The 20,490-nt window shown below is 40.7% G+C and carries 19 protein-coding genes and 1 tRNA gene; 4 read left to right on the top strand and 16 right to left on the bottom strand.

Going from position 1 to position 20,490, the window contains the following annotated elements; translation table 11 throughout:
* The first annotated feature begins 11 nt into the window (after positions 1-11).
* Complete coding sequence (locus FHG08_RS01970) at positions 12-707, top strand: hypothetical protein (protein WP_178956675.1); 696 nt, start codon at positions 12-14, stop codon at positions 705-707.
* 33 nt (positions 708-740) lie between these two features.
* Here the strand turns inward: FHG08_RS01970 and FHG08_RS01975 are convergent, their stop codons facing one another.
* From FHG08_RS01975 to FHG08_RS01990, 4 genes are all read right to left on the bottom strand, one after another.
* Positions 741-1,916 (bottom strand): mandelate racemase/muconate lactonizing enzyme family protein, encoded by a 1,176-nt coding sequence (locus tag FHG08_RS01975; RefSeq protein ID WP_054202652.1) that lies wholly within the window; start codon positions 1,914-1,916, stop codon positions 741-743.
* A 27-nt stretch (positions 1,917-1,943) separates the two neighbouring features.
* Positions 1,944-2,711, bottom strand: a complete 768-nt coding sequence (locus FHG08_RS01980; protein WP_036980336.1) for a class II aldolase/adducin family protein — start codon at positions 2,709-2,711, stop codon at positions 1,944-1,946.
* 134 nt (positions 2,712-2,845) lie between these two features.
* On the bottom strand, positions 2,846-3,169 hold the full coding sequence (locus FHG08_RS01985) for a c-type cytochrome (protein WP_036980337.1): 324 nt from the start codon (positions 3,167-3,169) through the stop codon (positions 2,846-2,848).
* A gap of 174 nt (positions 3,170-3,343) precedes the next feature.
* Entirely contained in the window at positions 3,344-3,883 is a 540-nt protein-coding gene (locus FHG08_RS01990) for a DUF2058 domain-containing protein (RefSeq protein ID WP_036980338.1), read from the bottom strand.
* A gap of 194 nt (positions 3,884-4,077) precedes the next feature.
* On the opposite strand from FHG08_RS01990, the gene FHG08_RS01995 reads away from it, so the two are divergent.
* On the top strand, positions 4,078-5,226 hold the full coding sequence (locus tag FHG08_RS01995; protein WP_178956676.1) for an MFS transporter: 1,149 nt from the start codon (positions 4,078-4,080) through the stop codon (positions 5,224-5,226).
* Here the strand turns inward: FHG08_RS01995 and FHG08_RS02000 are convergent.
* Entirely contained in the window at positions 5,193-5,693 is a 501-nt protein-coding gene (locus FHG08_RS02000; RefSeq protein WP_178956677.1) for a prolyl-tRNA synthetase associated domain-containing protein, read from the bottom strand. The genes FHG08_RS01995 and FHG08_RS02000 overlap by 34 nt on opposite strands.
* A gap of 1 nt (position 5,694) precedes the next feature.
* Positions 5,695-6,081 (bottom strand): hypothetical protein, encoded by a 387-nt coding sequence (locus FHG08_RS02005; RefSeq protein ID WP_138622667.1) that lies wholly within the window; start codon positions 6,079-6,081, stop codon positions 5,695-5,697.
* Between the two features lie 165 nt (positions 6,082-6,246).
* On the opposite strand from FHG08_RS02005, the gene FHG08_RS02010 reads away from it, so the two are divergent.
* Positions 6,247-6,322 (top strand) — tRNA-Ala (locus tag FHG08_RS02010).
* Between the two features lie 178 nt (positions 6,323-6,500).
* Here the strand turns inward: FHG08_RS02010 and FHG08_RS02015 are convergent.
* Positions 6,501-7,748 carry a glutamate-5-semialdehyde dehydrogenase gene (locus tag FHG08_RS02015; RefSeq protein WP_010391694.1) on the bottom strand — a complete coding sequence of 416 codons (1,248 nt, stop codon included), beginning with the start codon at positions 7,746-7,748 and terminating at the stop codon, positions 6,501-6,503.
* Entirely contained in the window at positions 7,745-8,851 is a 1,107-nt protein-coding gene (proB, locus tag FHG08_RS02020) for a glutamate 5-kinase (protein WP_010391693.1), read from the bottom strand. The genes FHG08_RS02015 and proB overlap by 4 nt, the downstream gene beginning before the upstream one ends.
* A gap of 876 nt (positions 8,852-9,727) precedes the next feature.
* On the opposite strand from proB, the gene FHG08_RS02025 reads away from it, so the two are divergent.
* The gene (locus FHG08_RS02025) at positions 9,728-11,587 is read left to right on the top strand and encodes a sodium:proton antiporter (RefSeq protein ID WP_010391691.1); all 1,860 of its coding nucleotides are present in this window, start codon (positions 9,728-9,730) and stop codon (positions 11,585-11,587) included.
* Positions 11,588-11,630: 43 nt separating this feature from the next.
* Here FHG08_RS02025 and FHG08_RS02030 read toward each other — a convergent pair whose 3' ends face one another.
* From FHG08_RS02030 to mutL, 8 genes are all read right to left on the bottom strand, one after another.
* Positions 11,631-12,269, bottom strand: a complete 639-nt coding sequence (locus FHG08_RS02030) for a tetratricopeptide repeat protein (protein ID WP_010391690.1) — start codon at positions 12,267-12,269, stop codon at positions 11,631-11,633.
* Between the two features lie 123 nt (positions 12,270-12,392).
* The gene (locus tag FHG08_RS02035; RefSeq protein WP_010391689.1) at positions 12,393-13,706 is read right to left on the bottom strand and encodes an adenylosuccinate synthase; all 1,314 of its coding nucleotides are present in this window, start codon (positions 13,704-13,706) and stop codon (positions 12,393-12,395) included.
* Between the two features lie 208 nt (positions 13,707-13,914).
* Positions 13,915-14,793 carry a protease modulator HflC gene (gene hflC / locus FHG08_RS02040; protein ID WP_010391687.1) on the bottom strand — a complete coding sequence of 293 codons (879 nt, stop codon included), beginning with the start codon at positions 14,791-14,793 and terminating at the stop codon, positions 13,915-13,917.
* 5 nt (positions 14,794-14,798) lie between these two features.
* The gene (gene hflK, locus FHG08_RS02045) at positions 14,799-15,968 is read right to left on the bottom strand and encodes an FtsH protease activity modulator HflK (RefSeq protein ID WP_010391686.1); all 1,170 of its coding nucleotides are present in this window, start codon (positions 15,966-15,968) and stop codon (positions 14,799-14,801) included.
* A gap of 106 nt (positions 15,969-16,074) precedes the next feature.
* The gene (gene hflX, locus FHG08_RS02050; protein WP_010391685.1) at positions 16,075-17,358 is read right to left on the bottom strand and encodes a ribosome rescue GTPase HflX; all 1,284 of its coding nucleotides are present in this window, start codon (positions 17,356-17,358) and stop codon (positions 16,075-16,077) included.
* Positions 17,359-17,374: 16 nt separating this feature from the next.
* Positions 17,375-17,638 carry an RNA chaperone Hfq gene (hfq, locus tag FHG08_RS02055; protein ID WP_008113494.1) on the bottom strand — a complete coding sequence of 88 codons (264 nt, stop codon included), beginning with the start codon at positions 17,636-17,638 and terminating at the stop codon, positions 17,375-17,377.
* Positions 17,639-17,719: 81 nt separating this feature from the next.
* The gene (gene miaA, locus FHG08_RS02060; RefSeq protein WP_054202670.1) at positions 17,720-18,637 is read right to left on the bottom strand and encodes a tRNA (adenosine(37)-N6)-dimethylallyltransferase MiaA; all 918 of its coding nucleotides are present in this window, start codon (positions 18,635-18,637) and stop codon (positions 17,720-17,722) included.
* Positions 18,638-18,647: 10 nt separating this feature from the next.
* Entirely contained in the window at positions 18,648-20,474 is a 1,827-nt protein-coding gene (gene mutL, locus FHG08_RS02065; protein ID WP_178956678.1) for a DNA mismatch repair endonuclease MutL, read from the bottom strand.
* Positions 20,475-20,490: the final 16 nt, after the last annotated feature.

A 20,490-nucleotide genomic window follows, 5' to 3' on the forward strand; every position in this document is an offset into this window, starting at 1 on the left:
GTGCCAGAGCAATGACTAACTATACTTTAAAAGTTAAAAATAACTCCAGCAATGCAACTAGTTTTTGTGTATTTATGGCCTTACCTGAAGAGCAAGCCCAAAATAGTTCATTCTATACACTTGCATGGATGGTCAAATATGCTGAACCAAATACGATGATAAGATTTTCATGGAGCGATATCTTCAATGTTATTTGGTCACAACCTGGAAGACATTTACAATCTGGCGTTATTTGCGATGTTAGGGAACCTAATTTTTTATCATTAAGTCGAAGCATTAAAATAAACGCCGCTGCATCTCAATGTCTTGACATTAACCCGCCTGAAAAAGGATGTACGACATTACAATATAATAAAAAGCAGCTAACTTACTGTTTTAGCAAACTTGAAAAAAGCAACAATGATCAAATAACGATCAACTGTGATTCTGAAGTACCTAACTCAAAAACTACATCCCCTCACATTGCTGCAGGTATTGGAATAGGGCTTTCGGGTTCAGGGTTATTCTTAGTTAATACCCAACCTAATTTGGCATTTATGTGGCCTGTACCACCTTTTAAGTTTTATTTATCTTTTGGTTCCGTTAAATGGGGAGAAATAATTGACCGCGAATCATGGCTAGAGAGAGCTGTACTCGTTTCATTTAATGATACTACCGAATGTGAAGCCATCTTAAACATTAACAATCGCCTCAAAGTAATCAGGTAATACCCCGATTAACGGGGCATTACACAAACGCTTTTACTTTATCTCAACACGTTGTGAGCGCATTACAATTTCATCGTTAAGCTCAATCCCAAGGCCTGGTTCTTCTGATACTTCAAAAAAGCCATTTTTAGGTTGTGGATCTTGTAAGCACAGCTCTCTGTTCCACTTTTTAATCGCATAAGTATGATGTTCATGAATTAAAAAGTTAGGGATTGCTGTTTCTAAATGTAATGCTGCCGCGGTTGCAACCGGCCCACCACACACGTGTGCCTGAATACGCACGTCAAAAATATCTGCGTAATCACATACTTTTTTAGTTTCAGTAAAGCCACCACATAAACCAATATCTGGCTGGAGTACATCAATGCTTTGATCTTCTAAATATGGACGCACGCCCCAACGGTTATATAAGCGCTCGCCGCCTGCAATAGGCACAGCCACTTTATCAGCCACTTTGGCATGTAATGAGTGGTTTAAATAATTCACCGGCTCTTCAAAATACATACAATCAAATTCTTCTGCAATCTCACCAATTTGAATTGCTGATGTCGCACCAGGTAAACTGTGGCATTCAAAAATAATGTCAACTTCATCACCCACAGCTTCACGAATAGCCTGCATACGAGCGCGGTATAGTTTCATTTCTGGGCGAGAAATAATATTTGTGCGATCGTAATAGGTGTTGCCGTCTTTATCGTATTGAATTGGGTCAACCTTTACCGCATCGTAACCTTCCGCTACTGCTTTTAGTGCCGCTTCGGCATATTCTTGTGGCTGTACCAGCGCTTTAAACTCACTGTCCCAGTCAAACTGTAACTGCGATGCATAAGTACGTAGTTTGTCGTTAACTTTACCACCAAGCAACTGATACACAGGTAAACCCAATGCTTTACCCTTTATATCCCAAAGCGCAGTATCAATCGCACTCATTGCAGCATAAACTACCGGCCCACCACCTAAACCCCAAAAGCTTTCACGCAACATACGTGACCATAGTTTTTCAGTTTGAAACGGGTCATGGCCAATTAAAAAGGCATCGGCCATTTCTTTGATCATCGCAGCGGCAGCGCTGTGACCTAAGTCATAAGCAAGACCGGCTTCACCTACACCGCTAATCCCTTCATCGGTATGAATGCGAACAAATACCGGCGTCCATGCAGGACGCTCAGGACAATGAATGTCAAAGACTTCAACGCGATTTACTTTCATAAAAAATTCCTTATTAACCTTTATCGGTTATTTTGCAAAACTTGGGTCAAGACGATACGCTTTTCGTAACATGGCAGGCCATGCTAGCTGCCCCCCAGTACTGCCGCTGTGAACAACGTTCGCTTGATTATAAATGTTATCAATAATAGCTTGTGGTACTGCAATCGCTTCTTGTGCACTTGATTGAATAGCTAACTGTATTTCACAGGCACGTTGAAGGTCATAAAAGCGCATAAACGCATCACCAACTGTTGGCCCTACCGTTAAGCCGCCATGATTCACCAATAGCATATGGTTGGTGCTACCTAAATCTGTTTGCAGGCGTTTACGCTCATCATCATTCACCGCTAGGCCTTCATAACCATGGTATGACAGAGAGGGTAATGAAAACATCGAATACTGACTTAACGGTAACAGCCCTTCTTTTTGTGTTGCAACTGCAATGGTTTCTTTAGTGTGTAGGTGTATTACGCAATGGGCATCCTCGCGTACTTCATGAATGGCACTGTGAATGGTGAACCCCGCAGGGTTAATATCAAATGGAGTGTCGTCAATAATGCGGCCATTTAAATCAACTTTAACTAAGTTAGATGCAGTGATCTCATCAAACGTTAAACCGAACGCGTTTACTAAATAATGATCCGTACCCGGTAGGCGAGCAGAAAGGTGCGTATAGATTAAATCCCCCCAACGAAAATGGTCAACTAATCGATAACATGCGGCTAAATCAACACGTAGTTGCCACTCTTGTTCTGATACTTTATTTTTTAAATCGAGCTGGGGTAAATCAAACATAACAAGCCTTTTAAAACACAGCATAACGCTAGTAATAGTAGATGTTTAGAAGTCTAAATGAGTATTCGCATGATGGCAATCACCAAATAAAAAAGCCACACAAAGGTGTGGCTCTTTTAAGGTTTCGTTAGCGATTATTGTACTTTTGATAGGTAATCGGCAATCGCTTCAAACTCTTCATCAGTCACAGTCGCAACCATTGCTTTCATTGCCATAGACATACCGTTGTTACGAGCGCCTGACTTAATGTCTTTCATTTGCGCTACTAAATACTCTTTGTTTTGACCATTTAGCTTAGGGTACATCGCCATGATAGGTGCTTTACCATCTGCACCATGACATGTTTGACAGTTTTTAGCGGTATAAAGTGCAGCGCCATCAGCAGCGGCGGCTGAAAATGAAAAACTTGCGGCTAAACCAATACCCGCGCCTAATAAAAGTGTTTTTATCTTGCTCATTGTATTTACTCTTCTTTTTTACGGTTAAAAAAAACGGTTGTGATAATTGTAGTCAATAAATCTTTAAAAAGCATACGTCCTTGATAAGGTTTGACGATCAATCAGAACAAATACGTGTATCCCTCATAAAACAAATATTAGCTTGCCTTAGCTGAGCAGATACTTAATAACACCTTACCAAATAAGATCGTCTGGTACTTCAAAATCAGCGTACGGATCGTCTTCGTCCTTGGCTTTGTTCTCAGGTTCAACATGAAACACAATATACTTTTCATCAACCTCAGCCACTTTGCGTGCAGGCTCGTCTTCTAATACGTAAAACTGGCCTTCTAATACACAAATTGCTAAACGTCCGCCCGAGAGCGCCTTTTGCGTTTGCTCATTCACATCAAGGCCCTTTACTTTATTTTCATAAGTAAAGTTAAAGGTACGCTCACCACGAATTGACTCTTGATTGTGATGCTCTAAAATTTGCTTAACACGGGCTACCTGCTCACGTTGCTTTAATTCTTCTTGGCGCGTTTTGTTAAGCTCTTCGGCTTTTTGCTGCTGCTCAAGCTTGGTTTGCTGAATATGCTTTTGCAAATCATTTGGGTTGCTTGTCGCTCCCTTCTTTTGCTTTTTCTGTTGCTTGCGCTTTTCTGATTTAGCAACTTTGGCTTTATGTGATGTTGTTAAACCAGCTTGGAGCAATTGCTCTTGTAGTGACCCCATGGCGTGTTCCCACTAAAAACGAATATTAATGCTATTTTAATCACCAACGAGCGTAAATAACAGCGCTATTGGTATTAATCTAACAAACTACTGAAAACAAAGCATGATTTAGCGCAATAAAGGTTAATTTATGAAAACCCTAGCAGTTTTGTATATAATGCGACTCAACTAATAAGCAATGTTAACGGCAGTCAATGCGCTTATCTCACTTACTCCTTTGTTCTGTTTTTATTTTTTTTGTCTTATACGCACCACAGCCATTATTAAGTTTATTTGCCACCGAATTTAATGTAGCGCCTGCCATTGCAGGCAGCTTAATGACTGCCACTATGCTGCCTTTAGCCATTGCCCCTTTGGTGTATGGGTTGTTTCTAGCCAAGCGAAACCCATTATTAATTTTACGCATCGCAATGTTATTACTCGGTGTCGGCTGTTTATTATTTATTTATGCCCCTAGTTTTGAGCTACTGTTACTTGTTCGGTTTTTACAAGGGCTGACTTTACCTGCCGCTTTAACCGCAATGACCAGTTATATTGGTATGAGCTATCAAGCCGATACATTACAAAAAAATATGACTCTTTATATTGGTAGTACTATTGTCGGTGGTTATTTTGGCCGAATATTGGCTGCGCTCTTTAGCGACTTGTGGTCATGGCAAAGTTTTTATTACTTAATTGCTGCCATGTTGATAATACTCTCGCTTAGCATCCCCCATAAACGCTTTGTCCTGAGTAGCTCTAGTGAGGTGTTATCACCTTTAGATTATATGAAACAACTTAAAGAAGGCTCGGTACTTAAACTTTATGGTGCCATATTTTGTATGTTTTTTTGCTTTGCCGCATTATTAAACTACTTGCCTTTTATTTTAAAAAATACCTTTTTAATTAATAACACCCGCGACATTGGCTTAGTTTATAGTGGTTATTTAATTGGCGCGTTAGCCTCTATTTTTACCCCGTGGTTATTAAAAAAAATGACCTCAGCTTGGCGCTTATTGGCATTGGTATTCCTGTTTTATAACCTCAGTATTGTGTTATTAATGAGTCATTCACTGATGTTGTTTTTAATTGCATTCACACTCTTTTGTGGCGCTATGTTTGTAATTCATTCAACAGCGGCACCATTGGTTAATAAAATTAGTCACGCTCCACCGAGTGTTACTAATGGTTGTTACGTGTCATTTTATTATAGCGGTGGCGCACTAGGATCGTTATTACCTGGGGTGGTTTATCAAGCACACGGGCAAACCGCATTTATGGCAACACTTCTTGCGGTTTGCTTATGTGGGCTGGGTCTTATTTTGTGGGCTCAGCGCGAGGGTAAAAACATCACCCGCGGCTGATGTTCAGTAAAATCAAAAAAACGCAGTAAATCAGGCTTAGTTAATAACCACGTTTGGGTGTTTTCAAATGGATGGCAATGAAATAAATCGCCAAACCAAATATCCTGATCAAGCCAAAGCGTTACATCTCGTTGCTTATCGTTCATTAAGCTGAGCATTGACACACAACCTGGTGCAACTTTTAAGTACTTAGCCAAGCGCTCATTAGAGGCAAACCCTAAACGCGATAGCCCTTGCTGTTTAGACAACGATTTTAAATCGAGTTGTTTATCATGCGCGGTGATCACTAAAAAATGGCGCTTACCTTCGTTATCTCGCAAAAAAAGATTTTTTAAACGTGTTCCTGGGCGATTCACCATCAGCTCGTCAGCATCTAAGCTACCATGCAACGCTGGATGCTCAATCACGTCATAGTTAATATCAAGTTGGGCTAACACCGTCGCTAATTTTTGTTTATCCGCTAACATACTACAAACAACGCCCTCTTAATTGCACACTTAAATCTCGCCATAGCACTTCGTTTATTTCATGCTTATCTGCACAATAGTTACGTTGTGCAAGCTCTTTATTAAGAAACTCTACCGCTTGATCTTCTAATTGTAACTTAAGCACGCTCGACTCTTCAAAGTGCTCTTGTTCGGCAAAACGCTTTACATCGCTTCGGGTTAGCTTTTTATTAATATTAATTTGCTCACGGCTCTTAGCCTTTACAGAGACCACATAGGCAAAAAGCTTGTTACCTTGATCATCAACAGTGTCATAAAATTGTTGATTATTAATTTCATAGGGAGGCTCATCTACCGAGCTGGCACAGCCAAAAAGGAAAATCATGAAAACTAAAGCGTATTTTTTCATTATGTATTGTCGTTTTAGTAAATATTGAGGCTGAGTTTAACAAAAATTAGTTAAAACGGAAAAATTTGTGAAAAAATACTTGACCGAAAACGTAAAAATATTTAAAGTTCACCCCGCTTAAGACTCAGCACTTAAGCATTTACAGTACATGTAAATTAGGAATGTGGGGCTATAGCTCAGCTGGGAGAGCGCCTGCCTTGCACGCAGGAGGTCAGCAGTTCGATCCTGCTTAGCTCCACCACTTTCCTACCCTCTCCTTTAAGTAATATCCTTATTTTTATATTCTAAATAAACCTCTCTGTTAATAATGCTTTGTATTTTTTAATCTCTTTGTTTGCTTAAGTGTTTAATTTTGCTAAATCGAGATCAAAAATGCCGAGCAAAGCCCGGCATTTTTATTATTTATTGAGTTGGGTTAGTTATTCGCGAACTTGACCAACACCATTAACTAAATATTTTTCAGTGGTTAATGACTCAAGTCCCATAGGGCCATAAGCATGTAACTTAGTCGTTGCAATACCAATCTCTGCACCTAAGCCTAGTTGTGAGCCATCAGAAAAGCGTGATGACGCATTAACCATAACAACCGACGCATCAACACTACGTTGGAATAACTCTGCCGCCGCATCGTCCTTAGTACAGATAACTTCAGTATGATTTGAACCGAATTGAGCAATGTGCTCAACGGCTGCATCAAAACTTGGCACAATACGAATTGCTAACTCTAAGTCTAAGTACTCTTCACCAAATTCGTTATCAGCAAGTACAGTGGCATTATCAAAATATTCAGCCGCTTTGGCGTCAGCATTAATTTTTACACCTTCTTGACGAAGTACAACTGCACACAGATTTAAAAACTCATCAGCTACATCTTGGTGTACCACTAAACCCTCAAGTGCATTACATACACCAGTACGCTGAGTCTTACCATTAAGCAGTAAATTTAGTGCTACTTCTAAATCAGCATCTTTATCTACATATAAATGACAAACGCCTTTAAAATGCTGAATAACTGGGATTGTGCTGTTTTCAGTAACATAGTTAATTAGGCCTTCACCACCACGAGGGATGATTAAGTCAATGCTATCGCGTTGTTGCATCAATTCCATTAGTAAAGCACGGTCAGGATCAGGAATCACTGAAATTAGCGCAGTTGGTAGACCATGTTTTGTAAGCACGCTATGCATTACACTGGCAATGGCTTGTGAGCTTTTCAGCGCTTCTTTACCACCGCGTAAAATAACACCGTTACCTGACTTAAAGCACAATGCACCTGCGTCAGCCGTTACATTAGGACGCGCTTCATAAATCATACATACTACGCCAAGTGGTACACGCATTTTACGAATTTTAATACCATTTGGGCGTTCAGTAATGTCACGTAACTGGCCAACAGGATCATCTAATGAAACAATCACTTCGATACCCTCAGCCATGGCTTCAATACGCTCATCATTCAATGTTAAACGGTCAATCATTGATGCTGCTAAATTATTGTCGCGTGCTGCGCTTAGGTCACTTTCATTTTCTTTGATTATAAATTCTTTTTGCTCTCTTAATGCCGCTGCCATATCGGTTAACACTTTGTTTTTAGTCTCGGTATCGAGTAAAGCAAGTGTATGTGCAGCCTTTGCTGCCTGGCGTGATATATCCGTAATTAAACTCATGACTTCTCCAATAATGCGATATCTTTTTCTGAAATAATTGGTCCAATCGAATCCTGCATTTTTTCGCTGAATTCACTCTGCTCGTTATCTGCAATAAAGTTTAACAAGCAGCTACTGTAATTTGCTGTGGCTTTAGCTAAACGCGTACCATCTTCACTGCGAACTAAGATAGTATCGCCCACAGCAAACTCGCCATGTACTTCTCTGATCTCATCGCCACGTAAGCAACCGTCTTCACCTTCTAATGAGTCATCAAATGACCCTTCAACAACGACTTCCCCCTGCTCATTGGCGGTATGTGTCATCCAGTGAATAGAATCTTGCATTGGTTTTTCATAAGGCAAGAATACGCTACCTGGGTTTTCACCGGCTAACAAGCGAGTAAAGGTTTCTTCTTTAAAGCCATTAATAATGTAAGTTGCAATACCATGTGAAGTGGCTTTCTCTGCCGCTTCAATCTTGGTTTTCATACCACCTGTACCTACCGCACTGGTAGCACATCCTGCCATAGCATAAATAGAATCATCAATTGATTTTATTTCAGGCAATAATACGGCATCGTCATGCAGATTTGGGTTTTTATCATACAAGCCATCTACATCAGAGAAAATCATTAATGCATCTGCATCAGCGGCTGCTGCAACCATGGCTGATAAATTATCGTTATCACCCACTTTTAAATCATCTGTTGTTACTGCATCATTTTCATTAATGATAGGTAGCACGCCGTGTTCTAGCAATGTAAATACGGTTTCACGGATACTCTGGTAACGCTCACGGTCACGTAAATCACCATGAGTTAATAATAGCTGTGCTGATGGAAAATCAAAGAAACGATCCCACATGGCCATCATTTCTGTTTGCCCTGCTGCAGCCATCGCTTTTTTCATTACCACTGAACGAGGTTGGTCTGATGGAAATAAATGTGAGCCAGCCGCTACAGAACCAGATGAAACTAAAATAACCTCAATTCCACGTGCGCGACAGCGGACAATAAACTGTGCGATGGTTAATAAATAACGTGAACGACAGCCATCTTGATCGGGTGCAATTAAGGCACTGCCCACTTTAAGTACGATACGTCGCCAATTTAACTTTTGCATAAGTGCTCAACTTTCCATTTAATTTGTATTCATCACATAGATGAATGAAACCAGGTCGCCATGTTTATAAACACAGCGTCGAATTTATTTATCATTGCCCACACTTTTTACACACACGTACACCGTCTCTAAAACTAGCGTTTTAAATTGAGATGCAAAAAATAAATAGTATTAACCCAATAAATAAATCGGATCGTACTAACTAAAAAAATATAAAGTGTTGTTTATGTATCGCTGTAAAAAGCTGTGTGCGGCCTTTTTATTAACAACATACATAGAGCCTCTTAAGTCTGGTACACCAACAGATAGGGTGATGACTTAAGGACCGAGATTTAATCGCCACGATGGGGATTAAATATTGAAAGGTAATAGTTCAACTCAAACTTTTATTTATCTGCATTGAGCAAATAAACACTTTGAGCAAAACCATACCAAAGAGTACGGTAAATGATATTGTGTGTTCAAATATAACAAAACAAAGCAAAAACAATCAGTAAGAGAGTTAAGATGTTTATATCTAACATAATCTAGTATTTAAACTACAAACTTGATTAGATAACTAATTATTCGAACACGAAGTATAATACGTTAAAGTAGCTGCTTAGATCAAGGCTAAAATTCAAGCTGAATAGGTCGACACTACTAAAGCTAGTGTTTTTTGTATTAAGTATCATGTGGTTAGACTACTATAAATATGAATTACTGTCTCTTATACACATCTGACGCTGCCGACGATCGCATAAGTGTTAGAAAATGACGTTAACACTAAATAAATAAGTATTATTTATTAGCTAAATTGAATTTACACGTGATAGGCTCCGGTCTCGTGGGCTCGGAGATGTGTATAAGAGACAGATATTAAGGAGTTTTTACTCTATGTCAGCAATTTATATAGCCGGTATTGCATTGTGTTCGGTGCTAGCCCAATGGGTCGCCTGGGCGTTCAGAGTACCCGCTATTCTGTTTTTGTTGCTTACTGGGCTTTTATTAGGGCCATTTAGTGGCGTATTAGACCCAGATGCCTTATTAGGCGATTTACTTTTTCCTGTGGTGTCTTTAAGCGTTGCTGTGATTTTATTTGAAGGGTCTTTAACACTGCATTTTCGGGAGCTTAAAGGGATCAGTAAAGTCGTAAGAAACCTCTGCTCTATTGGTATGCTTATGACCTGTGTCGTTATTAGCTTAAGTGCCTATTGGTTATTAGAGTTAAATTGGCGAGTCGCAGCAGTGCTTGGCGCTGTGCTTGTTGTAACCGGACCGACGGTTATTGCGCCACTGCTTAACTCAATGCGACCCACTCAAGATATTGACCGTATTTTACGCTGGGAAGGCATAGTCATAGACCCTATTGGCGCTTTATTTGCGGTATTAGTATTTGAAGCTGTGATGTTAGTTGGCCAAGGTGAAGTACTTAGTCACACTATAATTGCACTAGTTAAAACCGTTGGGGTTGGTTTAAGTATTGGTGTGGTTTCGGGTTGGATCACAACGCAACTGATGCGCCGCGAATGGTTGCCATTTGAGCTACATAAATTTGGCATTTTAGCGTTAGTGTTAATTAGCTTTTCGATTTCAAACCATTTAAGTCATGAGTCAGGATTATTGGCCGTGACTGTATTTGGTATTTGGTTAGCTAATCAAGATGACCTAGAAATAGATTCGGTGCTTGAGTTTAAAGAAGATCTGTCGATGATTTTGATCTCAACCTTGTTTATTTTACTCGCTGCCAGATTACAATTATCTGACTTAATGATGCTAGATAGCGACGTGTTTATATTTTTAGCTATTGTGCTATTTATTGCGCGCCCGTTGTGTATTGCTATTTCAACCTTTGGCACCGATTTACCAATGAAGTCTCGCTTGGTGCTGGCTTGGATTGCGCCTCGCGGTATAGTTGCTGCAGCCGTAGGCTCTGTATTTGCGTTAAGTATGATAGAAGCCGGTGTAGCCGATGCTGAGAAAATGGTGCCATTGATATTCACGGTTATTATCGTCACTGTGGTACTGCAAAGCTTAACGGCTATCCCTGTTGCTAAGTTGCTAGGGGTGCGCCAGCCCTCCCCTAATACTATTTTAATTATTGGTGCCAACCATGTATCTCGTGCTATTGCTCGTGGTTTAAAGGAACAAAACATTCCCGTTCACTTATCAGATCCTGCTTGGGAAAACTGTAAAATGGCACGTATGGATGGTTTGCCTTGTTATTACGGTAATCCACAATCTGAGCATGCTGAACGCTATTTACCTTTAACCACTATTCGCAGTGTTTTAGCGCTTTCACCTAATCGTCATCATAACGCATTAGGGGTGCAGTATTTTTCTCATTTATTGAATGAAAAAAATGTATTTTCACTACGCTCATCTTCATCACATGCTAAAGCAAATAAAGACAGCGCGACGTTCTTATCACGACAAATTCTGTTTGGTGAAAACGGAGCATATGCACGCTTAAGCAGCGTTATTGCCAAAGGCGGTAAAGTGAGTGCAACACGAATATCTGAAGAATTTAGCTGGCAGCAGTATTTAGAAATGAACCCTGAAGCAATTCCACTGTTTATTCTCAAAGGGGATAAAGACAGTGATGAAGACGCTCCAGTGAAAATGAGGCCTTTTACTAGTGATATGGAAAAGCCACCACAAGAGGGTGAACGAGTAGTTGCATTGCAACCGCCTAAAATATCGCTATTAAAAGATCCTGCCAATAACAAAGTCAAAGACAATAAAAAAGACGAGTAATAACTAAAAAAAGCGAGAGTGCGGCAAAAGCACTCTCGCTTTTTTACATAGGTAAGCGCGCGCGGGTAACGACACTGGCTGGCATTTTTTCAGCAAGTTTAGTTAATGCTCGCTCTATTTTTTTATGTGTCGCTTTATCAGCTACCGTGGTGTTAAACAACCAACGATAAGCATCTTCAAAATCTCTTGGACTACCATAACCTTGATTAAACAAACCAACTAATCGTAACTGCGCTTTTAAATTGCCTTGCGCTGACGCCTCACGTAAGTAGGTTATTGCCATGGTTTTGTCTTTTTGGACCAACCGCCCAACGTCGTAGTAGCGACCTAGTTGCTCTAATGCAGCCGCTAAACCCTGCTCAGCCGCTTTTTTCATGTAATATACACCTAAAGCAACATCGCGCTCAACACACACTTTATAAGCGAGCATATCACCGTATAGGAATTGATATGATGGCAATGCCATTTTATTGGCTCGCGCTTCTATATCTTGCACTAACTGGCAATTATCTGCCTTTACGCGCGCTAGATGAGTGTTCTCATTAATTAAAGCTATTAACTCAGATTCAGTATACAGCGGCACAGCTGCAGGGCTTTCTTCAGCTAAGCTATTGCTTATATTAAATAAAGAAAGTGTAAGTAGTGATAATGACCACACTGAGCAACGAGAAGATAAACGCATATTAACCACTTTAAAAATAAACTTACCAAATAATATACAAAGATCGTTCCACTATTAATAGCGTCACTTTTCTGCAGACATAAAAAAAGCTGCACATGGCAGCTTTTTTCAACATAAACCCAATTATGCAAATGGGCTACGAAGTATCATCGTTTCAACACGATCAGGACCTGTAGAGATAATATCAACAGGTACGCCAGTGATTTCTTCAATACGTTTAATGTAATCAATTGCCGCTTTAGGTAAGCCTTCAAGCGATGTTACACCCACTGTATTTTCAGACCAGCCAGGCATTTCTTCGTATACTGGCGTTACTTTATCGTAACCTTCAGCTGCTAATGGCGTCACGTTAGTCACAGTACCATCTTCAAGCTTATAACCAGTACAGATTTTAAGTGTTTCTAAACCATCTAAAACGTCAAGTTTAGTTAAACAAAATCCTGAAATGCTGTTGATTTGGACTGCACGGCGCATAGCCACTGCATCTAACCAACCTGTACGACGTAAACGACCTGTAGTAGCACCAAACTCATGGCCTTTGTCACCTAAATGCTTACCGACTGGGTCTTGCTTATCAAGACCGTCGTAAAGCTCTGTAGGGAAAGGACCTGAACCTACACGTGTTGTGTACGCTTTAATGATACCTAGCACATAATCAAGGTGTAATGGGCCAAAACCCGCACCTGTAGCAACGCCACCAGCGGTGGTGTTTGAAGATGTTACATAAGGGTAAGTACCATGATCGATATCAAGTAATGTACCTTGAGCACCTTCAAATAAGATGTTGTCACCGGCGTTACGCGTTTGATCTAAAAGCTCAGTTACATCAACTACCATTGCTTTTAAAATATCAGCAACAGCCATTGCATCATCAAACGTTTTTTGGAAGTCAACAGCGTCTACTTTGTAGTAGTTAACTAATGTGAAGTTGTGGTATTCCAATACTTCTTTTAACTTAGTAGCAAATAATTCAGGATTGAATAAATCACCAACACGTAAACCACGACGAGCTACTTTATCTTCGTACGCTGGACCGATACCACGACCCGTTGTACCGATTGGTTTATCGCCACGCGCAGTTTCGCGAGCTACATCTAATGCAACATGGAAAGGCAATATTAGCGGACATGCTTCACTGATTAAAAGACGTTCACGTACAGGTACGCCACGCTCTTCAAGCATGCCAATTTCTTTCATTAGCGCTTCTGGTGATAAAACAACACCATTACCAATCACACATTTAACATTGTCACGTAATACACCCGATGGAATAAGGTGTAGAACTGTCTTTTCACCGTCGATCACTAAAGTATGGCCTGCGTTATGACCACCTTGATAACGAACTACTAAAGATGCTTTATCTGTAAGGAGGTCAACTACCTTACCCTTACCTTCGTCACCCCATTGGGTGCCTAGTACAACAACGTTTTTACCCATTGCAAATTCACTTAGAGAAAATTAGGACGAGATTTTACCAGAAAACTAAAGCAATGTTCACCCCGTTTAGCTTATTTTTTCCTCGTGCGGGTAGTAAACATCAGTGTTTCGTTAATAATCACATAAATAACAGTCATTTATAAACTTAAAAATCAGATAACAAAAAGCCCTGCAATTGCAGGGCTTTCAAGTTTAACTAAAGCTATGATTACTGAGCTTTCGCGCCTTTCATGTATTGGAAGAAGTCGCTATCCGGTGATAACACCATCACGTCTTGCTTTCCTTTGAAAGTTTGCTTGTAAGCTTCTAAAGAGCGAACAAAGCTAAAGAACTCAGGGTCTTTATTATAAGCACTAGCGTAAATCGCAGCAGCGTCAGCATCACCTTGACCACGAACAGAACGAGCATTACGTTCGGCGTCGGCAAGCATTACTGTTACGCGACGGTCAACGCCTGCACGAATTGTTTCTGCTTTTTCCTGACCTTCAGAGCGGTGTTCTTTAGCAACTGCAGTACGCTCAGCGCGCATACGTTGGTAAATAGAGCTACTCACCTCTTGTGGTAAGTTAATTTGCTTAACACGCACATCAAGTACTTCAATACCCAGCTCACTAGCACTTTCAGATGCTTGTACTAACGCTTCTTCCATCAGCTCGCTACGCTCACCAGATACAATTTCACGAATAGTACGCGTACCAAAGTTAGTACGTAGGCCATTATTTACTTTTTGCTTAAGCAGTGTTTCAGCATATTGCTTGTCACCACGTGCACGCAGGTAAAAAGAACTAAAATCGTTTACGCGCCATTTTACAAACGAATCAACGATTAAGTCTTTTTTCTCGCTAGTTACAAAGCGATCTGGTGTGCCATCTAGTGTTTGAATACGTGCATCAATACGACGTACTTGGCTAAAAAATGGGACTTTTAAGTGTAAACCCGGGCCATAAACTACAGCTTCATCATCGCTGTCTTTTTGCACTTTACTAAATAAAAGTACAATCGCCTTTTGCCCTTCAGAGACCACGAACACCGACGAAAAAGACATCACAATGGCGGCTAATAGGATTACTAAACTAAAGTTTTTCATTGCGCTTATCTCCCGTCGTTAAAGCGATCATTGTTAAAGCGATCGTTACCACTATTAACAGTGCTGTTGCGTGACGTATTTACCTTGTTACGTAAATCGTTTATATCGCTTGAGCTAGGTAAAGCAATACGTGTTGATGAACCCTGTTTTTCCATGATTTTATCAAGTGGTAGGTACATCATGTTGTTGCCACCTTTAACATCAACCAACACTTTAGAGCTATTACCTAGCACTTCTTGCATCGTGTCTATGTATAAACGCTCACGTGTTACTTCTTTAGCTGCTTGGTATTCTGGAAGTAATTTCTCAAAACGGGCCACTTCACCTTGCGCTTCTAAAGTAATACGTTCTTGGTAACCTTCAGCTTCTTGCGTCATACGAGTCACTTGACCACGCGCACGCGGTTCAATTTCACGGGCATACGCTTCTGCTTCACGAATAAAGCGTTGCTCATCCTCTTGGGCCGCAATTGCATCATCAAACGCATCTTTAACTTCCATTGGTGGACGAGAGTCCTTGAAGTTAACGTCAGTTACGATTAAACCTAAGTTGTAAGGTTCGATGATTTGATTTAGCTCATCCCAAGTATTTTGACGTACAACTTCACGGCCGTTTGTCAGTACTTGGTCCATTTTTGAATGGCCAACAACATAACGCAGCGCACTATCTAATGCTTCTTCAAGGCTGCTGTCAGCGTTAGTGACACTAAACTTGTACAAGTAAGGGTCGATTACTCGATACTGTACTTCAAATTCAACGCTTACTACGTTTTCATCTTCGGTTAGCATAAAACCTGATGCTGATAACGAGCGAACAGCTTCGATATCGACTGGAATAACCGTTTCAACAAAGGTCATTTTCCAACGCAAGCCAGGATCTGCAATTCGGTCAAACTTACCAAATTGAAGAACGACGCCGCGCTCAGCTTCTTTCACCGTATAAATACCGCTTAACGCCCATACAATTGCAGCGATAATAAGTACAAATGAAATACCGGCTCCGCCAAGTCCACCGCCGCTACCATTGCCGGATTTTTTACCGCCAAATAAGCCGTTAAACTTGTTACTGAATTTACGGAACACCTCGTCTAAATCAGGTGGGCCTTGATCACGTCCGCCTTTGTTATTCCACGGATCTTTGTCATTGCCATTATTACCCGGTTCATTCCAGGCCATAGCTATACTCCATTGTTATCTAAATAAATTCGGAAATTGTGTTAAATCTAACAAATCTTCTGCGTTTCTTATACTAAAACCGACATTAATCTTGCAGTTTTTAATCTCAGCTAATAAAACTTTCAATTTCAGGACCAAAATCTTTAATTAAACGGTTCCACTCAATCATAGGCAATCGTACATCAAGCAACCAATTACCTTGTTCATCAAACCGCTCATTGTGTACTGCACTTAAATTAAATAGTGATGCTCTTAAACGCCCATATTGTGGTGCGAGTAATAACGTTTCATTAAGCATTTGCTTAGCGAGTAAATCGCTAATAGCTTCACTAAGTAATTCACAGCCTTCGCCAGTTTTTGCAGATAGCCATACCCTTATAGGTTGGCCCTCGTCATCACGATCAATACGTGGCGTTACCTCATCCAGCGCATCAATTTTGTTATAAACTAATAACTGCGGTACCTCGTCAGCTTCAATTTCTTTGAGGACTTCTTGTACCTGTTCAATATTTTCTTTTCGGCGAGGATCAGCTACATCTATCACATGCAGTTGTAAATCGGCTTCACGCGTCTCGGTCAGAGTTGCTTTAAATGCAGCTACCAAATCATGCGGTAAGTGTCGAATAAACCCTACAGTATCGGCTAAAATAACAGAACCTACATCACCAATATCGAGTTTACGCAGTGTTGGATCTAGTGTGGCGAATAGCTGATCGGCTGCATATACATCTGAATCGGTAATATAATTAAACAGTGTTGATTTTCCGGCATTAGTGTAACCCACCAGCGACACTGTTGGAATTTCATTGCGCGTACGAGCACGTCGACCTTGCTCACGCTGTACAGCCACTTTCGCTAGTCGTGCACGAATATTTTTAATACGTGCGCGCAATAAACGTCGATCGGTTTCTAGCTGCGTTTCACCCGGACCACGTAAGCCTATCCCCCCTTTTTGGCGCTCAAGGTGGGTCCAACCACGAATTAAACGTGTAGACATGTGACGAAGCTGCGCCAACTCAACCTGAAGCTTACCTTCATGAGTACGGGCACGCTGAGCAAAAATATCAAGAATAAGTGTTGTTCTATCAAGTACCCGACATTGGCAAACACGCTCTAAATTGCGTTCTTGAGACGGACTCAACTGATGGTTAAAAATGACAACATCGGCATTGTGGATTTTGACAATTTCAGCTATTTCTTCCGCTTTGCCGGTACCGACAAATAGCTTGGGATGTGGTGCTTGACGGCTGCCTTGCACAACCGCCAAACTACTAACACCAGCAGAAGATACCAACATTTCTAATTCATGAAGATCTTCGCGATCCCCATCTTTAGGTAGGTCGATATGGACTAAAATTGCCTGTTCGCCAGATTCATAGCGGTCAAACAAGCATTACGCTCCTAATTTAAAAGTTTCCTGGTTCAGTTTCTTCAGTGTCTTCATTTCCCTGTACACCTTGGAAGTTGACTGCGCGTGCAGGTACAACTGTTGAAATTGCATGTTTATACACCATTTGATTAACAGTGTTTTCCAGTAAAATTACAAATTGGTCAAATGACTGAATTTTACCTTGTAATTTTATGCCATTTACCAAAAAGATTGATACTGGAATGCGCTCGCGGCGTAATGCATTTAAAAATGGGTCTTGTAACGATTGGCCTTTTGCCATGTTATTATTCCTTCGTTCTAGGTGTTATTATAATTAAGTGGCTGAACTAATTTAATAAAGCTAAATTTTGTCCAGCTACTACTAGCTTAGCGAACTTACTACACGATGCAAGTTTTCTTCATCACCGGTTGTTAACCACGTAACGTCAGGCCAACTTCTTAACCACGTTAATTGACGCTTAGCCAATTGACGAGTGGCAGCAATACCGCGAAAAACCATTTCATCATGGTCTATTTCACCCGCAAGGTAATCCCACATCTGTCTATAACCTACACAACGAATAGAAGGCATATTGGGATGTAAATCCTCACGTAGATATAGGGTCGAAACTTCTTTTTCAAACCCCTGTTCAATCATTATTTTAAACCTTTCTGCAATTCGCTGATGTAACTCTTTACGATCATCTGGAGCAATAGCAAATTGATGAAAAGTATAAGGTAAAGGTGGCTGTTTTTGCTTTTGCAATTCAGTCATTGTTTTACCTGTTATACGGTAAACCTCTAAAGCGCGATTAATTCGTTGTGAATCATTTTCACTCATCTTTTTCGCAGCTTGTGGATCTACTTTTAATAGCTCTTGATATAAATGTGGCCAACCGTACTGTTTCGCCTGTACTTCAAGCTCAGCTCTTATCTGCTCATCAGCCTCTGGTAGAGGGGATAATCCATCAATAAGGGCTTTAAAGTACATCATTGTACCTCCAACCAGTACAGGCACTTTACCTTGTTGATGAAATTTATCAATTTTTTCTATCGCATCGCGTCTAAAATCAGCTACTGAATAGGTTTCGCTTGGGTCGAGTAAGTCAATTAGGTGATGGGGTGCACGTGCTAGTTCGTCGGCATCCGGTTTAGCGGTACCAATATCCATACCTTTATAAACCAGTGCCGAATCAACGCTGATAATTTCAGTATTTAAATGCTCACACAGTGAAATTGCCAATGCTGTTTTACCAGCAGCGGTGGGGCCCATTAAAAATATGACCGGTAAATTACTCAACACGAATACCCTAATTAAATTGCGCTAGATAAGACTTTAGATCTATTTTAACTGCTTTTTCACGTAAACGTTCAATTGTTTGCGCATTATTTTGTAAGCGAGTTTGCTGTACTGCAAAGGCTTTACTGGCATAGAACCGTGTAGGTATTACATTTACCTGCCACGCTAGCCACTGATCAATACTTTCTAACTGAGCTTTACACCCATCAAGTAAGGCATCTACCGCGGTACTCACGTCAAGTAAGTACAAGCAAACAGGCAACTTCTTAACCATAACAAATTGTTTTTCAATTAAAAGTTCAAAGCCAAGCAAAGTAAACCATGATTGTTGCGTAGCCAGCAGTTCGATATCTTGTTTTGAGACATTAACCCGTACGGGTAATAACAATGCTTTGCCCTCAAGGCTGCCTTGCTCTTTAATTTGTGCAAGCCAATCATCCGCTAGCGCATATTTAAAGTGTGAACAATAAAGTTGGTTCTCATCATTAAACACACAAGCACCCTGTTCAATGGTTATTATATCGACAGTACGAAGCGCTGTATCTGATACTTGAGTCTCATCTGATTGCACAAATGGTGCTGGATTATCAAAGTGATGTGCTTGCTGCTCACTCACACCTTGATAAAACGCATTTACGTCATGGTAATTTCGACTTTCAGCACGTTGTTGATTACCTGTACCTTGAGTTGCACCACTATAAGTAGTGCTATGCGCTGAAGATGACCGACTAGGCTGTAATGACGACTTAGGGTAATCAAACGGTTCACTACTGGTAGCATTGTGTGCATTAAATGCAGCCACCGGTGGGCTATTATCATTAGCTTCACTGGAGCTTGAAAACTCAGCTTGCAGGGGCACAACAACTTGTTTTATCGCTTGCAAAATAAAGTCGTGTACTAAGCGCCCTTGATGAAAGCGCACCTCATGTTTAGCAGGATGTACGTTCACATCTACTTGACGTGGATCTATATCAATATAAATCACAAACCCGGGTAACTCTTGCTCACCGCTGACTTCTTCAAATGCTTGGCGAATAGCGTGCAAAATAAGTTTATCGCGCATCATACGATTATTTACATAGGTGTACTGTGTAGTATTAGCCGAGCCAACAGGGAGCACCCAACCATGTAGTTGCAGCCCTGCTTCACCGGATTGAATATGCAGTCCCTGTTCTGCAAACGCTTTACCCGCAACTTGGGCAACTCGTGTAATAGCTTGAGCAGGTTCGGTTTTAGGACGGTACTGACGCACCACTTTTGCGTTATGGGTTAACGTAATTGATACGTCAAAGCGACTCAGTGCAATCCGCTTTATAAGCTCATCAATATGGCTAAACTCAGTTTTTTCGGTACGTAAAAACTTGCGCCGTGCTGGGGTATTAAAAAATAAATCTTTTACTTCAATTGTGGTACCGCTGGGATGTGCCACAGGCTTTACCTCTACGGCCATATCTCTGCCTTGCGCAAAGGCTTGCCAAGCGGCTTCTTGCTGTTCGGGCTTAGAGCTTAAGGTTAAGCGAGATACCGAGCTAATAGACGCGAGAGCTTCGCCTCTAAAGCCTAAAGAGCAAATATTTTCTAAGTCATCGAGCGACTTTAGTTTACTGGTAGCATGGCGAGAAAGCGCTAATGTGAGCTCCTCTTTTGCAATGCCTGAACCATTATCACGAATTCGAATCAGCTTATGACCACCGCGTTCAATATCTATTTGAATACGTGTCGCACCTGCATCTAGGCTATTTTCTACTAACTCTTTAACCACCGACGCGGGACGCTCAACAACTTCACCCGCCGCAATTTGGTTTGCCAAGCGCGCAGGTAATATTTCAATACTCATAAAAACCTTAAATGTT

It is taken from the genome of Pseudoalteromonas sp. Scap03, assembly GCF_013393115.1.
GTDB lineage: Bacteria > Pseudomonadota > Gammaproteobacteria > Enterobacterales > Alteromonadaceae > Pseudoalteromonas.

Excerpts from the sequence above, each read along its gene's own strand:
- FHG08_RS01980 (WP_036980336.1), bottom strand. The coding sequence starts at position 2,711 with ATGTTTGATTTACCCCAGCTCGATTTAAAAAATAAAGTATCAGAACAA.
- FHG08_RS01995 (WP_178956676.1), top strand. The coding sequence starts at position 4,078 with ATGCGCTTATCTCACTTACTCCTTTGTTCTGTTTTTATTTTTTTTGTC.
- FHG08_RS02000 (WP_178956677.1), bottom strand. The coding sequence starts at position 5,693 with ATGTTAGCGGATAAACAAAAATTAGCGACGGTGTTAGCCCAACTTGAT.
- FHG08_RS02025 (WP_010391691.1), top strand. The coding sequence starts at position 9,728 with ATGTCAGCAATTTATATAGCCGGTATTGCATTGTGTTCGGTGCTAGCC.
- FHG08_RS01970 (WP_178956675.1), top strand. The coding sequence starts at position 12 with ATGACTAACTATACTTTAAAAGTTAAAAATAACTCCAGCAATGCAACT.
- FHG08_RS01985 (WP_036980337.1), bottom strand. The coding sequence starts at position 3,169 with ATGAGCAAGATAAAAACACTTTTATTAGGCGCGGGTATTGGTTTAGCC.
- proB (WP_010391693.1), bottom strand. The coding sequence starts at position 8,851 with ATGCAAAAGTTAAATTGGCGACGTATCGTACTTAAAGTGGGCAGTGCC.
- FHG08_RS02015 (WP_010391694.1), bottom strand. The coding sequence starts at position 7,748 with ATGAGTTTAATTACGGATATATCACGCCAGGCAGCAAAGGCTGCACAT.
- FHG08_RS02005 (WP_138622667.1), bottom strand. The coding sequence starts at position 6,081 with ATGAAAAAATACGCTTTAGTTTTCATGATTTTCCTTTTTGGCTGTGCC.
- mutL (WP_178956678.1), bottom strand. The coding sequence starts at position 20,474 with ATGAGTATTGAAATATTACCTGCGCGCTTGGCAAACCAAATTGCGGCG.
- hflC (WP_010391687.1), bottom strand. The coding sequence starts at position 14,793 with ATGAAAAACTTTAGTTTAGTAATCCTATTAGCCGCCATTGTGATGTCT.
- FHG08_RS02035 (WP_010391689.1), bottom strand. The coding sequence starts at position 13,706 with ATGGGTAAAAACGTTGTTGTACTAGGCACCCAATGGGGTGACGAAGGT.
- FHG08_RS02030 (WP_010391690.1), bottom strand. The coding sequence starts at position 12,269 with ATGCGTTTATCTTCTCGTTGCTCAGTGTGGTCATTATCACTACTTACA.
- hfq (WP_008113494.1), bottom strand. The coding sequence starts at position 17,638 with ATGGCAAAAGGCCAATCGTTACAAGACCCATTTTTAAATGCATTACGC.
- FHG08_RS01990 (WP_036980338.1), bottom strand. The coding sequence starts at position 3,883 with ATGGGGTCACTACAAGAGCAATTGCTCCAAGCTGGTTTAACAACATCA.
- hflK (WP_010391686.1), bottom strand. The coding sequence starts at position 15,968 with ATGGCCTGGAATGAACCGGGTAATAATGGCAATGACAAAGATCCGTGG.
- FHG08_RS01975 (WP_054202652.1), bottom strand. The coding sequence starts at position 1,916 with ATGAAAGTAAATCGCGTTGAAGTCTTTGACATTCATTGTCCTGAGCGT.